A 14,458-nucleotide genomic window follows, 5' to 3' on the forward strand; every position below is an offset into this window, starting at 1 on the left:
AAACACCCAGCCTCAGAACAGATCCATCGGCGCCGCTTCATCCGCTGGCAGCGGGCTGCCAGGCGCTGCACCATTGCCCAGCTCATCCACCGACGGCGGCGAGTCTTCGGCCTTGAATAGCTCGAAGTAGGCATTCGGCGTGCTCGGCGAGGCAGCGCGGCCACTGACCGGGTCGACCCGCAGGCTAAGGATGCCTTCCGGTTCTGCCGGTGCGTGATTCGGTTTGTCCTTCAGCGCCGCGCCCATGAAGCTCATCCAGATCGGCAAGGCCGCCGTACCGCCGTACTCGCGACGGCCGAGGGTTTCCGGCTGGTCGAAGCCGACCCACACGGTGGTCACGTAATCGGCGTTGTAGCCGGAGAACCAGGCGTCCTTGGATTCGTTGGTGGTGCCTGTCTTGCCTGCGAGGTCGGTGCGGCCCAGTGCCAGCGCCCGGCGGCCGGTGCCGCGCTTGATCACGTCCTGCAGCATGCTGGTGAGGATGTAGGTGGTGCGCCCGTCGATGATCTGCTCGGCCACCGCAGGTGCTTGTGGTGCAGTCGCAACCTGGCTGAAGGCCGGCGGCGCCTCACCTGGCATGGCGGCGGTGCTGATGGGTTGTTCAGGTGCGGCCAGGCCCGCCTGGTCTTCGGCACCCTGCGGTACGCGGGCCGGGTTGGCGGTGAACAGGGTCTCGCCGCTGCGGCTTTCGATGCGGTCGATCAGGTACGGGGTGATCTTGTAGCCGCCGTTGGCGAATGTGCTCCAGCCGGTGGCGATTTCCATCGGGGTCAGGGTGGCGGTGCCCAGGGCCAGCGACAAGTTGCGTGGCAGGTCCTGCTTGTTGAAACCGAACTTCGCAATGTAGTCGATGGTGCGGTCTACACCCATGGCCTGCAGCAAGCGGATCGACACCAGGTTACGCGACTTGTACAGCGCTTCGCGCATGCGGATCGGGCCAAGGAAGGTGTTGGTATCGTTCTTCGGCCGCCACACTTTATCCACCGACTCGTCGACGAACACGATCGGCGCATCGTTGACCAGGGTGGCTGCCGTGTAGCCGCTGTCCAGTGCGGCACTGTAGATGAACGGCTTGAAGCTCGAACCTGGTTGGCGCTTGGCCTGCATGGCGCGGTTGTAGTTGCTCTGCTCGAACGAGAAGCCGCCAACCAGTGCACGAATGGCGCCGTTGGAAGGGTCGAGGGTGACCAAGGCGCTTTGTGCACCAGGCACCTGGCTGAACTTGAGCTTGCCGTCGTCCAGACGCTGCAGACGCACCAGGTCACCGACCTGGGCCACGTCGGCCGGCGACTGCGGTGTACGGCCCTGGGCGTTGCTGTTGATGAACGGGCGCGCCCACTTCATGGTGTCCCAGGCAACCTCGGCTTGCTGGCCGTCGCGGGTCAGCACCTTGAGGCCGGTTTTTTCGACATGGGTGACAATGGCCGGCTCCAGGCCACCAAGGATGCGCTGCTTGCCCAGTTCCTGCAGCCAGGCTGCCTGGGTACGGCCCGGGAAGCGGGCTTCCGGGCCGCGATAGCCGTGGCGCTCGTCGTAGTCGGAGAGGCCGTTGAGGATGGCCTTGTTGGCCATTTCCTGCATGTCGCTGGGCACTGTTGTGGTGACGCGGAAGCCTTCGGTGTAGGCGTCGCTGCCGTAACGGCCGACCATTTCCGCGCGGGCCATTTCAGCGATGTAGGGGGCATTCACCTCAGGCGTCGGCACGTGGTAGCTGGCATTGAGCGGCTCGGCCAGGGCTGCCTGGTAGCTGGCTTCGTCGATCTTGCCCAGCTTGTACATGCGGCCAAGGATCCAGTCGCGGCGCTCCTTGGCGCGCACCGGGTTGGCCAGCGGGTTGAAGCGTGACGGTGCTTTGGGCAGGCCGGCGATCATGGCCATCTGCGCCAGGCTCACGTCGCGGATCGACTTGCCGTAATACACCTGCGCGGCTGCGTCGATGCCGTAGGCGCGGTTGCCCAGGTAGATCTTGTTCACGTACAGCTCGAGAATCTCGTCCTTGGTCAGCTCGCGCTCGATCTGCAGGGCCAGCAGGATCTCGTTGGTCTTGCGCGAGAAGCTGCGTTCGCTGGTGAGGAAGAAGTTTTTCGCCACCTGCATGGTGATGGTGCTGCCGCCGGTCTGGATATGCCCGGTTTTTACCAGCTGGGTCGCTGCGCGCATCAGGCTGCTGGGGTCGACACCGTAGTGGTTGAGGAAATTGTCGTCCTCGGCTGACAGAAGTGCCTGAATGAACTGTGGCGGAATTTCCGCGAAGCGGATCGGCGAGCGGCGCATCTCGCCAAACTCGGCAATCAGCTTGCCATCGCTGCTGTACACCCTGAGGGGGATCTGCAACTGGATGCTTCTGAGCGACTCGACCGAGGGCAGGCTGGGGCTAAGATACAGAAACGCACCGCTCACACCGAGTACGAGCGCGCAGATGACTGCGACGGAAGACCACCAGAAGAACTTCAGCAGACGTATCAAGGTTTTTCGGTGTCCAGGTTGAGAGTGGATTGCACGCAGGTCCGGCGGACCAGAAAACGCTGGGCATTATAAGCATTTTTTCGCCTCTCCGGGTTACCGGCCAGGCTGCCCGTCGCCTCGATGAGCAGCCCTGGCCCAGTGTTGCCGCGGGGTTGCGACAGATCGCTGCGACACGCAGCAAGGAAGCCGCGATGTTAGGACGCTTCGGCAAGGATGCCGGTTCACTGGTGGGGGTAGAAATTGCCCCGGACGCTGTTCGGGTTGTGCAGCTTCAGCGGCGCAGCCGGCGTTGTCGGGTGCTTGCCTCGGCTCAGGAACCGTTCGAGTCAGCGGCCGGCAAGGATTGGGCAGCGGAGCCCGCTGCGGTGGTGGCAGCCTTGCGTCGTGCCTACCGGCGCAGTGGTCTCAGGCAACGGCGGGTAGCGTTGGCATTACCCGCCAACCAGGTGATCTGCAAGCTGTGTCATCTGCCGATGGAGCAGACTGGTGTAGAGCTGGAGGCGCACTTGCTGGCCGGTGCCGAGCGACTGTTTCCGTTTCCGCTGGAGGACCTGGCCCTGGATTTTCAGGTTTTGGGGGCGTCTCGCGTGCAACCGGGATGCGCCGAGGTGATGGTGGCCGCATGCCGGCAAAGTGCGTTGGCGTCACTGGAGGCCATCGTTGACGAGGCAGGGTTGCAGCTGGAAGCCGTCGAGGTCGATAACATCGCCCTGTGCCGCATGTTGCCTCAGGGGTGCTTCGAAGGCTCGGCATTACTGCGTGTAGAGGCACATGGTGCAGTTCTGTATGACTGGCATCCCGGTCGGCCCAGCCAGCGTCGTGAATTGCAAACGCAGGGGCAGAAGGGGATGGGGCCGCTGTCGGAGGCGCTACATGCGCTGCTTGCCGATGAGCATTTGCCTGCTGGCCTGTGGATAACCAGCAGCTGTTCGCTGGATCCTGACTGGCTGCAAAGCCTGGGCCGTCAACTGAAAACGACGTGCCGGCATTTGCCTGGCAAGGCCGGGCTTGAGCATGTCGACGGGTCGATGCTGCTGGCTTGCGCCCTCGCTTATTGAGGATTGCGGCCATGATGCGACTGAACCTGCTGCCTTGGCGTGAGCGGCAGCGCCAGGCCACGCTTCGGCGTTTTCGCTCCCGGTTGGTCGCTGGCGCCATTCTGGCGCTGTGCGCGGTGATGCTGGTCGATCAGTTGGCCCGCCAGCGCGCGCAGCAGCAGGCGCTGTCCAACACCCGGCAACAGGCCGCGCTTGAGCGCTTGGCCGAGCAATTGCGGCCGTTGGATGATGTGCGTGCACAGCATCAGGCGCTGCTGGAGCGTTTGGCTGCGCTTGAGCGTTTGCGCGTTCAGCAGGGCATTCTGGGTGATGTGTTCACTGACCTCGAAGGGGCGCTGCCGATGGGCGTGCAGCTTCTTGACCTCAGCTTGGAAAACGGCCACTTGCGGTTGGCCGGGCTCGCTACCTCCGGCGCCGTGGTTGCGCAGTTCATGCGCGACCTGGAACATTCGCGTGTTCTGCTCGACCTGGAGCTCAAGCGCATCAGGAGCGTGCCGGGTGGCGATGAGTTTCTGTTGGCCGCGCGCGTTTCGGCGTTCTGGTCGTGAATGTGGCGCCGATCTTTGCCTGGCTGGCGGTCGCCGAGCACTCCAGGCGTATCAGGTGCCTGGCGCCAGCCATGGTCGCTGTGCTGGTGTTCGGTCTGGGTTGCGCGTTGCGCCTGCCGGCAGCGCTCCAGCAACAGGCACAAGAGGCGTCCAGGCAAGCCTCATTAGATGAACAGCAGTCAGCCAGCACGGCGAAGCTGGTCGAACTGGAGCAACTGCGGGCAGCTCTGATTGTTGCCGAGCAGGCGTTGCTGGAGGCTCACTGGCACCTGGCCAGCGGGGAGGACATGAGCGACGTGCTCGGCAGCCTGGCTTCGTCGGGGCATGCGCACGGCCTACTGGTCGAGCGGTTCGATGTGCATGAAAGCGAGCCGCAGGCAGGCTACCGCAAAACACCCCTGGAGGTGCAGGTGATGGGGCCTTACACGGCTCTGCGTCAATGGCTGCACGACTGGCTGGGCCAGCCGCGCCTGCTGCGCAGTGGCGACATCAACCTTTCTATTGTCGAGGGGCAGCCAAGGCTTTTGCGCCTGCAACTGCATGTAGAGGCCTTCGAGGCTGTCGCGCCGGTGCCGGCACCCGAGGCGTTTGCACGCACCTCGGCCAGGGCCGCCACACCAGAACCCGTGGTCGACCCTTTCACGCCAGCAGCAAGACGAATGGCAGGCTTTGGGCTGGGCAGTGTGCCGTTGGCACAACTGGAAATGGTCGGCAGCCTGTCGCGCGGGATGTCGCACGAGGCGCTGCTGATGGCGGCTGGCAGGCTCTATAGGGTTCGGGCAGGCGAGCGTTTAGGGCGTAACCACGGTGTGGTGGAGCGGGTCGACCAAGACCATGTCGAGGTCCGCGAACGGCTATTCATGGCGGGGGTGTGGCACGAGCGCACAGCGTTCATCACCCTTGCAAAGCGCCTGGGCAAGGAGGCCCCGGACCGGAATGAAAATGTTGATGAAATGGGTGTTGGCAGCCCTGCTGCCGATCCCGCTGGCGTCGGCGATGCCTTACCAGGGTGAGCCCCTGTCGTTGAACTTCCAGGATGTGGAAGTGCGCTCGGTGCTGCAGGTGCTGGCTGATTATGCGGGCGTCAACCTGGTTGCGGGTGACGACGTACAAGGTAACGTCACGTTGCGTTTACAGGATGTACCTTGGGATCAGGCACTCGACCTGGTGTTGCGAAGCAAGGGCCTGGCCCGGCGGCAGGAGGGTAATGTACTGCTGGTGGCACCTGCGGCAGCGTTTGCCGCGCAGCCGTTCGATGCCCCCTTGGGGCAGGAGCCGAATGCTCAGGTGCAGCCGCTACGCCGTGAGCTGATACCGATCCATCATGCCAAGGCCGCCGAGCTGGTTGATCTATTGCTGACCAGCCTGGCGGATGACGGCACCCTCACTGCCAGAGGCAGCCTGGCTGTCGACGAGCGCACCAATACACTGGTGGCGTACCAGCCCGCCGACCGCCTGGCGGAACTGCGGCAGCTGGTTGCGCAACTGGACGTGCCGGTGCGCCAGGTGGCGATCGAGGCGCGTATCGTCGAAGCCAACGTCGATTACGAGAAAAGCCTGGGGGTGCGCTGGGGCGGGCCGTTGTATAGCGAAAACCTGCGGCCGGGCCAGGAGCTGTTTGTCGACCTTGGTGTGGAGCGTGCGGGCAGTAGCTTCGGCCTGGGTCTGCTGCGTGGCGACCTGTTGCTCGACCTGGAGCTCAGCGCCATGGAAAAAAGCGGCAACGGCGAGATCATCTCGCAGCCCAAAGTGGTAACGGCCGACAAGGAAACGGCCAGGATCCTCAAAGGCACCGAGGTGCCCTACCAGGAAACCAGTCAAAGTGGCGCCACCTCGGTGTCGTTTCGTGAAGCCTCGCTGTCGCTGGAGGTGACACCGCAAATCACCCCGGACAACAAGGTGATCATGACCGTCAGGGTGACCAAAGACGAGCCGGATTACGTCAATGCCTTGAACAACGTACCGCCGATTCGCAAGAACGAGGTCAATGCCAAGGTTCGCGTGGCGGACGGTGAAACCATCGTGATTGGTGGCGTGTACTCCACTTCGCAAAACAATGTGGTCGACAAGGTGCCATTTTTCGGCGATCTGCCGTATGTTGGGCGGCTGTTTCGACGCGATGCATTACAAGAGAAAAAATCCGAGCTGCTGGTCTTCCTGACTCCGCGTATCATGAGTGACCAGGCGATTGCTGTGAGTCGTTGATTCTGTGCGAAATTTGATACTTGTGGGGCCCATGGGCGCTGGTAAAAGCACCATTGGACGCCTTTTGGCCAAAGAGCTGCGCCTGCTGTTCAAGGATTCCGACAAGGAAATCGAACTGCGATGCGGCGCCAATATCCCGTGGATTTTCGACAAGGAAGGCGAGCCGGGTTTTCGTGATCGCGAGCAAGCGATGATCGCCGAACTGTGCGCGCTTGATGGCGTGGTCCTGGCCACCGGCGGCGGCGCGGTGATGCGCGAAGCCAACCGCCAGGCATTGCACCAGGGTGGTCGGGTGATCTACCTGCACGCCTCGGTGGAGCAGCAGGTTGGCCGTACCGCGCGCGACCGTAATCGCCCGCTGCTTCGCACCGCCAACCCCGAGGCGACCTTGCGCTCCCTGCTGGCAGCGCGCGACCCGCTCTACCGCGAGATCGCCGACCTGGTGGTGGAAACCGACGAGCGGCCGCCGCGCATGGTGGTGATCGACATTCTCGAGCGCTTGCAGCAGTTGCCGCCCCGTTAACCCGGGACTATTCTCGGCCACCAGCGCCGAGGCGAGGTTCAACGTTACCGCGCAGGTTGCCCGTACGGCGCCGCGCCCAAGTACATTGTGGGGATACATGCAGACACTTAAGGTCGACCTGGGCGAGCGTAGCTACCCGATCTACATAGGCGAAGGCTTGCTGGACCAGCCCGAGTTGCTGGCGCCGCACATTGCCGGCCGGCAAGTCGCCATCGTTTCCAACGAGACCGTCGCGCCCCTGTATCTCGAACGCCTGACCAAGACCCTCGGTGCCTATTCGGTGCTGCCAGTGGTGCTGCCCGATGGCGAAGCCTACAAGAACTGGGAAACCCTGCAGCTGATTTTCGATGGCCTGCTGACCGCCCGCCATGATCGCCGCACCACCGTGGTCGCTCTGGGCGGGGGTGTGATCGGTGATATGGCCGGCTTCGCGGCCGCCTGCTACCAGCGTGGTGTCGATTTCGTCCAGGTGCCGACCACCCTGCTGTCCCAGGTCGACTCCTCGGTGGGTGGCAAGACTGGTATCAACCACCCGCTGGGCAAGAATATGGTCGGTGCCTTCTATCAGCCCAACGCCGTGCTGATCGACACCACCAGCCTGAAGACGCTGCCTGCACGCGAGCTTTCGGCTGGCCTGGCCGAGGTGATCAAGTACGGCCTGATCTGCGACAAGCCGTTCCTTGCCTGGCTAGAAGACAATATGCAGGCCCTGCGCGGCCTGGACCCTGTGGCCCTGACCGAAGCCATTCGTCGCTCCTGCGCGGCAAAGGCTGCGGTAGTCGGGGCCGATGAGCGCGAGTCCGGCGTACGGGCCACGCTCAACCTGGGGCATACCTTCGGGCATGCCATCGAGACCCACATGGGCTACGGCGTGTGGCTGCACGGCGAAGCCGTGGCAGCGGGCACGGTGATGGCCCTGGAAATGTCCATGCGCCTTGGCTGGATCGACCAGGCCGAGCGCGATCGCGGAATCCGCCTGTTGCAGGACGCAGGTTTGCCGGTGGTGCCACCACAGGAAATGACCCCGGCGCATTTCATGGAGCACATGGCGGTCGACAAGAAGGTGCTCGACGGTCGTCTGCGTCTGGTGCTGCTGCGCCAGATGGGCGAGGCCGTGGTGACCGACGACTATCCGAAAGAGATTCTACAGGCCACGCTGTCGGCGGATTACCGCGCGATCGTGGCCCAGCTTTGAGGTTGTGACAGCGCAATGACCAGTTTGCATGCCGATGAGGCCTTTCTCGACCATTACCAGTTGAGCCACGATCCGTTCGCACCCCGCGTGCCCGGCTTCAAGTTCTTCCCGGCCCAGCGCAAGCCCGTGCTTGGCCAATTGCACCATCTGGCACGCTATAGCCAGTTGATGCTGGTAGTCAGCGGCCCGCTGGGCAGCGGCAAGTCGCTGCTGCGCCAGGCCCTGGTGGCCAGTACCAACAAACAGGCGGTGCAGAGCGTTGTGGTGTCTGCCCGCAGTGCCAGCGATGCTTCCGGCATGCTGGCCCAGGTCGCCCAGGATCTGGGTGTGGACCAGGCTGAAGTGCAGGCGATTCTGTCCAAGGTGGTGCAGCTGGCACTCACCGGGCAGGAAGTGTATTTGCTGGTGGACGATGCGGAACAACTCGACGAGTCGGCACTCCAAGCGTTGCTGGAATTGGCGGCCGGTGTACCGGAAGGGCGCCCGCATGTGTTCCTGTTCGGTGAACCGTCACTGATTGCCGGGCTGGATGAGCTCAATATCGAGGAAGAACGCTTCCACATCATCGAGCTCGCCCCCTACAGTGAAGAGGAAACCCGCGAGTACCTGGAGCAGCGTCTGGAAGGCGCGGGCCGGGGCATCGAGGTGTTCAGCCGTGAACAGATCGTCGATATCCATGAAAACTCCGACGGTTGGCCTGGCAACATCAACCAGGTCGCCCGTGACACTTTGATCGAAGCCATGATCGCCAGCCGCTCGACGGCCAAGCGACCATCCATGGGGTTCAAGATGCCTAAAAAACATGTGCTCGCGCTGTCCGCTGTGGTCGTGGTCGCCGTTGGCGCCGCGGTGTTGATGCCCAAGAAAGGCGACAAGGCGCCGGCCGATGCGCCAGCCGCCCAAGCCCAGTTGCCGCTTGGCGAAGGCAAGCAAGGTGCTGCCATCGAGTTCTCTGGCTCGTCCCAGCCGATGCCACTGCCTTTGGTGGGCCAGTCCCAGCCGGTGATGCGCGAACCGCTGGCCCAAGCCGCAGGCATGGGTGAAGGTGAAGAAGGCAGCCCGGCAGGCGATACCGCCCTGCAGCCCGGCAACCCACCGCCCACCGTGACCACCATTGCTCCGCCGCAAGGCGTGCCCGCCGGCCCGGCACCTGCGCCTGCCCAGCCCGTCGCCAGCGTGCCTGCCCAGCCTGTGCAGCCGGTGGCACCTGCGCCGAAACCCGTCGCAACCCAACCGGCCAAACCGGTTGCACCTGCCAAGCCTGCGCCAGCACCGACCCAGGTTGCCGTGGCCAAGCCAGCCGCCAAACCGGCTGAAAAGCCAGCGGCATCCGGTGGTGGCAGCGGTGGCTGGTACGCCGGGCAAAAGCCGGGTAACTATGTGGTGCAGATCCTCGGCACCAGCTCCGAGGCTTCGGCTCAGGCGTACGTCAAGGCCCAGGGTGGCGACTATCGCTACTTCAAGAAAAACCTGCAGGGCAAGCCGTTGTACGTCGTGACTTATGGCAGCTTCGCCAGCCGCGATGCAGCGGTTGCGGCAATCAAGAACTTGCCAGCGAAGGTCCAGGCTGGTAAACCTTGGCCACGTACCGTCGCCAGCGTCCAACAAGAGCTGGCCTCGGCCCGCTGATACCTTCCGGGCGGCATCACCCCGCCGCCCAGTAGCTAAGCGAATTCTAGCTTTCGACTAGCCTGCTGCGTTTTAACGCGGCAGGCTTTTCTGTCCCAGACTGCCGGCCACAAGCCTTACTTGCAGTCATGGCTGAAACGCTTCAGACTCGAGCCAAGCCGCTATCACGGCGCATGGCGCAAAAACATTCAAAATTGCGACATAAATTTTCAATGGTGAGACATGAAAATTTGTGGGCATCGCTGTCGCTGTGCAACAATGGTTTTCCATGGCCACCGCAAAAAAGCTGGCATTTGATCGGCGTGGATGGTAAGTGGTTGTTAAAAAAGAGATTTGCCTCCGTTGAGAGGTGAACCTGGTGAGAATGTGTCTATGAAAACAGGTCTGTACCATCCCGAAGAATTCAAGGACAACTGTGGTTTTGGCCTGATCGCCCATATGACGGGCGAACCGAGCCACCACCTTCTGCAAACCGCCATGCAGGCGCTGACCTGCATGACCCACCGCGGCGGCATCAACGCCGACGGCAAGACCGGTGACGGTTGCGGTCTGCTCATGCAGAAGCCCGATCAATTCCTGCGTGCCGTGGCCCAGGAGCACTTCGCCGTCGAGCTGCCGAAGCAGTACGCCGTCGGTATGGTGTTCTTCAACCAGGACCCAGTCAAAGCTGAAGCCGCCCGCGCCAACATGGACCGCGAAATCCTCGCAGCCGGCCTGAAACTGGTCGGCTGGCGCAAGGTGCCGATCGACACCAGCGTGCTCGGCCGCCTGGCCCTGGAGCGCCTGCCACAGATCGAGCAGGTGTTCATCGGCGGTGAAGGCCTGAGCGATCAGGAATTCGCGATCAAGCTGTTCAGTGCCCGTCGCCGTTCGTCGGTGGCCAACGCCCACGACGCCGACCACTACATCTGCAGCTTCTCGCACAAGACCATCATCTACAAAGGCCTGATGATGCCGCGCGATCTCGCGGCGTTCTACCCAGACCTGGGTGACGAGCGCCTGCAAACTGCGATCTGCGTGTTCCACCAGCGCTTCTCCACCAACACCCTGCCGAAATGGCCGCTGGCGCAGCCGTTCCGCTTCCTCGCCCACAATGGCGAGATCAACACCATCACCGGCAACCGCAACTGGGCCATGGCCCGTCGCACCAAGTTCGCCAACGACCTGATCCCCGACCTCGAAGAGCTCGGCCCGCTGGTCAACCGCGTGGGTTCCGACTCGTCGAGCATGGACAACATGCTGGAACTGATGGTGACCGGTGGCATCGACCTGTTCCGTGGTGTGCGCATGCTGGTACCGCCAGCCTGGCAGAACGTCGAGACCATGGACGCCGACCTGCGTGCCTTCTACGAATACAACTCCATGCACATGGAGCCGTGGGACGGCCCGGCCGGTATCGTCATGACCGAAGGCCGCCACGCGGTGTGCCTGTTGGACCGGAACGGCCTGCGCCCGGCGCGCTGGGTGACCACCACCAATGGCTACATCACCATCGCCTCGGAAATCGGCGTATGGGGCTACCAGCCTGAGGAAGTGCTGGCCAAAGGCCGTGTCGGCCCGGGTCAGATCCTGGCCGTGGACACCGAAACCGGCCAGATCCTCGACACCGACGCCATCGACAACCGCCTGAAGTCGCGTCACCCCTACAAGCGCTGGCTGCGTCAGCACGCCACCCGTATCCAGGCGACGCTGACCGACGACCAGGGCGTGGCCAGCTATGACGCTGACCAGCTCAAGCAATACATGAAGATGTTCCAGGTCACCTTCGAAGAGCGTGATCAGGTGCTGCGCCCGCTGGGTGAGCAGGGCCAGGAAGCCGTCGGCTCGATGGGTGACGACACGCCGATGGCCGTGCTGTCGCAGCGCGTGCGTTCGCCGTACGACTTCTTCCGCCAGCAGTTCGCCCAAGTGACCAACCCGCCGATCGACCCGCTGCGCGAAGCGATCGTGATGTCGCTGGAAATCTGCCTGGGCGCCGAGCGCAACATTTTCCAGGAGTCCCCGGAGCACGCTTCGCGGGTGATCCTCAGCTCGCCGGTCATTTCGCCCGCCAAGTGGCGTTCGCTGATGAGCCTGGAGCGCGAAGGTTTCGACCGCCAGCTGATCGACCTCAACTATGAAGAGGGTGTCGGCCTGGAGGCGGCCATCCGCAATATCGCTGACCAGGCTGAAGAAGCCGTGCGCGCTGGCAAGACCCAGCTGGTGCTGAGTGACCGCTACATCGCCCCGGGCAAACTGCCGGTGCACGCTTCGCTGGCCGTGGGTGCAGTGCACCACCGCCTGACCGAACAAGGCCTGCGTTGCGACAGCAACATCCTGGTGGAAACCGCCACCGCCCGCGACCCGCACCACTTTGCCGTGCTGCTGGGCTTCGGTGCCTCGGCTGTTTACCCGTACCTGGCTTATGAAGTGCTGGCCGACCTGATCCGCACCGGCGAAGTACTGGGCGACCTGGACGAAGTCTTCAAGTACTACCGCAAGGGCATCTCCAAGGGCCTGCTGAAGATCCTGTCGAAGATGGGCATCTCCACCATCGCCTCGTACCGTGGTGCGCAGCTGTTCGAAGCCATCGGCCTGGCCGAGGAAGTGGTCGGCCTGAGCTTCAAGGGCGTGTCCAGCCGTATCAAGGGTGCGCGCTTCGAAGACCTGGAAAGCGACCAGAAGCTGCTGGCAGCCGAAGCCTGGAGTGCGCGCAAGCCGATCCAGCAAGGCGGCCTGCTGAAGTTCGTTCACGGTGGCGAGTACCACGCTTACAACCCGGACGTGGTCAACACCCTGCAAGCCGCCGTGCAGCAGGGCGACTACGCCAAGTTCAAGGAATACACCACGCTGGTCGACACCCGCCCGGTGTCGATGATTCGCGACCTGCTGAAAGTGAAAGTGGCCGACCAGCCGCTGCCGCTGGAGCAGATCGAACCGCTGGAGGCCATCCTCAAGCGGTTCGACTCCGCCGGTATCTCGCTGGGTGCCCTGTCGCCGGAAGCCCACGAGGCGCTGGCCGAGGCCATGAACCGCCTGGGCGCGCGCTCCAACTCCGGTGAGGGCGGTGAAGACCCGGCGCGCTACGGCACCCTGCGCAGCTCCAAGATCAAGCAGGTGGCCACCGGTCGCTTTGGCGTGACCCCGGAATACCTGGTCAACGCCGAAGTGCTGCAGATCAAGGTAGCCCAGGGCGCCAAGCCCGGTGAGGGCGGCCAGCTGCCAGGCGGCAAGGTCAACGGCCTGATCGCCAAGCTGCGCTATGCGGTACCGGGCGTGACCCTGATTTCGCCACCACCGCACCACGACATCTACTCGATCGAAGACCTGGCCCAGCTGATCTACGACCTCAAGCAGGTCAACCCGCAGGCGCTGGTGTCGGTCAAGCTGGTGGCGGAAGCCGGCGTGGGCACCATCGCCGCTGGTGTGGCCAAGGCCTATGCCGACCTGATCACCATCTCGGGCTACGACGGGGGTACCGGTGCTTCGCCGCTGACCTCTATCAAGTACGCCGGCGCCCCGTGGGAACTGGGCCTGGCCGAAACCCACCAGACCCTGCGTGGCAACGACCTGCGCGGCAAGGTGCGGGTACAGACCGACGGCGGCCTTAAAACCGGCCTGGATGTGATCAAGGCGGCCATCCTTGGCGCCGAAAGCTTCGGCTTCGGTACCGCGCCAATGATCGCCCTGGGCTGCAAGTACCTGCGCATCTGCCACCTGAACAACTGCGCCACCGGCGTAGCCACTCAGAACGACAAGCTGCGCAAGGATCACTACATCGGCACCGTCGACATGGTGATCAACTTCTTCACCTTCGTCGCCACCGAGACCCGTGAGTGGCTGGCCAAACTGGGCGTGCGCAGCCTGGGCGAACTGATCGGCCGTACTGACCTGCTCGACGTATTGCCAGGCGACACCGAGCGCCAGCAGTACCTGGACCTGTCGCCGCTGCTGGGCAGCTCGCACATCCCGGCTGACAAGCCGCAGTTCTGCGAAGTGGACAAGAACCCGCCGTTCGACCAGGGCGAGCTGGCCGAGAAAATGGTGGAAATGGCCATGCCGGCCATCCGTGACCAGGCTGGTGGCGAGTTCAACCTCGACATCTGCAACTGCGACCGTTCCATCGGTGCGCGCGTGTCGGGTGAAATCGCCCGCTTGCACGGCAACCAGGGCATGGCTGCGGCGCCGATCACCTTCCGTTTCAAGGGTACTGCGGGCCAAAGCTTCGGGGTGTGGAACGCCGGTGGCCTGAACCTGCACCTGGAAGGCGACGCCAACGACTACGTCGGCAAGGGCATGACCGGTGGCAAGCTCACCATCGTGCCGCCAGCCGGCAGCCCGTTCGAAACCCAACACAGCGCCATCGTCGGCAACACCTGCCTGTACGGTGCCACTGGCGGCAAGCTGTTTGCTGCGGGTACTGCGGGCGAGCGCTTCGCTGTGCGTAACTCCGGCGCCCACGCTGTTGTCGAGGGGACTGGCGATCACTGCTGTGAATACATGACCGGCGGCTTTGTCTGCGTGTTGGGCAAGACCGGTTACAACTTCGGTTCTGGCATGACTGGCGGCTTCGCCTACGTGCTCGACATGGACAATAGCTTCGTCGACAAGCTCAACCACGAACTGGTGGAAATCCAGCGTATCAGTGGTGAAGCGATGGAGGCCTACCGCAGCCACCTGGCGCGCGTCCTTGACGAGTATGTGGAAGAAACCGGCAGCGAGTGGGGGCGTGAGCTCTCGGAGAACCTGGACGACTACGTGCGGCGCTTCTGGCTGGTGAAGCCGAAGGCAGCCAACCTGAAGCAACTGCTGTCCAGCACCCGTGCCAACCCGCAGTAAAAACAGCTGCAAGTGG

9 protein-coding genes are annotated in these 14,458 nt (G+C 63.3%); 8 read left to right on the forward strand and 1 reads right to left on the reverse strand.

Annotation, left to right across the window (positions count from 1 at the left end):
* Positions 1-12: 12 nt before the first annotated feature.
* Complete coding sequence (locus tag D906_RS07035) at positions 13-2,466, reverse strand: penicillin-binding protein 1A (RefSeq protein WP_019097361.1); 2,454 nt, start codon at positions 2,464-2,466, stop codon at positions 13-15.
* A gap of 191 nt (positions 2,467-2,657) precedes the next feature.
* On the opposite strand from D906_RS07035, the gene pilM reads away from it, so the two are divergent.
* From pilM to gltB, 8 genes are all read left to right on the forward strand, one after another.
* Positions 2,658-3,524 (forward strand): type IV pilus biogenesis protein PilM, encoded by an 867-nt coding sequence (gene pilM, locus D906_RS07040; RefSeq protein ID WP_097156161.1) that lies wholly within the window; start codon positions 2,658-2,660, stop codon positions 3,522-3,524.
* A gap of 11 nt (positions 3,525-3,535) precedes the next feature.
* Positions 3,536-4,072, forward strand: coding sequence for a PilN domain-containing protein (locus D906_RS07045; RefSeq protein WP_027610016.1), 537 nt, complete (start codon positions 3,536-3,538; stop codon positions 4,070-4,072).
* An 11-nt stretch (positions 4,073-4,083) separates the two neighbouring features.
* On the forward strand, positions 4,084-5,085 hold the full coding sequence (locus D906_RS07050) for a pilus assembly protein PilP (RefSeq protein ID WP_027614840.1): 1,002 nt from the start codon (positions 4,084-4,086) through the stop codon (positions 5,083-5,085).
* The gene (locus D906_RS07055; protein WP_081741843.1) at positions 5,009-6,277 is read left to right on the forward strand and encodes a type IV pilus secretin PilQ; all 1,269 of its coding nucleotides are present in this window, start codon (positions 5,009-5,011) and stop codon (positions 6,275-6,277) included. The genes D906_RS07050 and D906_RS07055 overlap by 77 nt, the downstream gene beginning before the upstream one ends.
* A gap of 4 nt (positions 6,278-6,281) precedes the next feature.
* The gene (gene aroK / locus D906_RS07060; RefSeq protein ID WP_025752276.1) at positions 6,282-6,800 is read left to right on the forward strand and encodes a shikimate kinase AroK; all 519 of its coding nucleotides are present in this window, start codon (positions 6,282-6,284) and stop codon (positions 6,798-6,800) included.
* Positions 6,801-6,897: 97 nt separating this feature from the next.
* Positions 6,898-7,995 carry a 3-dehydroquinate synthase gene (gene aroB, locus D906_RS07065; RefSeq protein ID WP_025752278.1) on the forward strand — a complete coding sequence of 366 codons (1,098 nt, stop codon included), beginning with the start codon at positions 6,898-6,900 and terminating at the stop codon, positions 7,993-7,995.
* A gap of 15 nt (positions 7,996-8,010) precedes the next feature.
* Positions 8,011-9,624 carry an SPOR domain-containing protein gene (locus tag D906_RS07070; RefSeq protein ID WP_027610018.1) on the forward strand — a complete coding sequence of 538 codons (1,614 nt, stop codon included), beginning with the start codon at positions 8,011-8,013 and terminating at the stop codon, positions 9,622-9,624.
* A 372-nt stretch (positions 9,625-9,996) separates the two neighbouring features.
* The gene (gene gltB / locus D906_RS07075; protein WP_019098285.1) at positions 9,997-14,442 is read left to right on the forward strand and encodes a glutamate synthase large subunit; all 4,446 of its coding nucleotides are present in this window, start codon (positions 9,997-9,999) and stop codon (positions 14,440-14,442) included.
* Positions 14,443-14,458: the final 16 nt, after the last annotated feature.

The organism is Pseudomonas sp. LAIL14HWK12:I1, from assembly GCF_003202095.1.
GTDB lineage: Bacteria > Pseudomonadota > Gammaproteobacteria > Pseudomonadales > Pseudomonadaceae > Aquipseudomonas > Aquipseudomonas monteilii.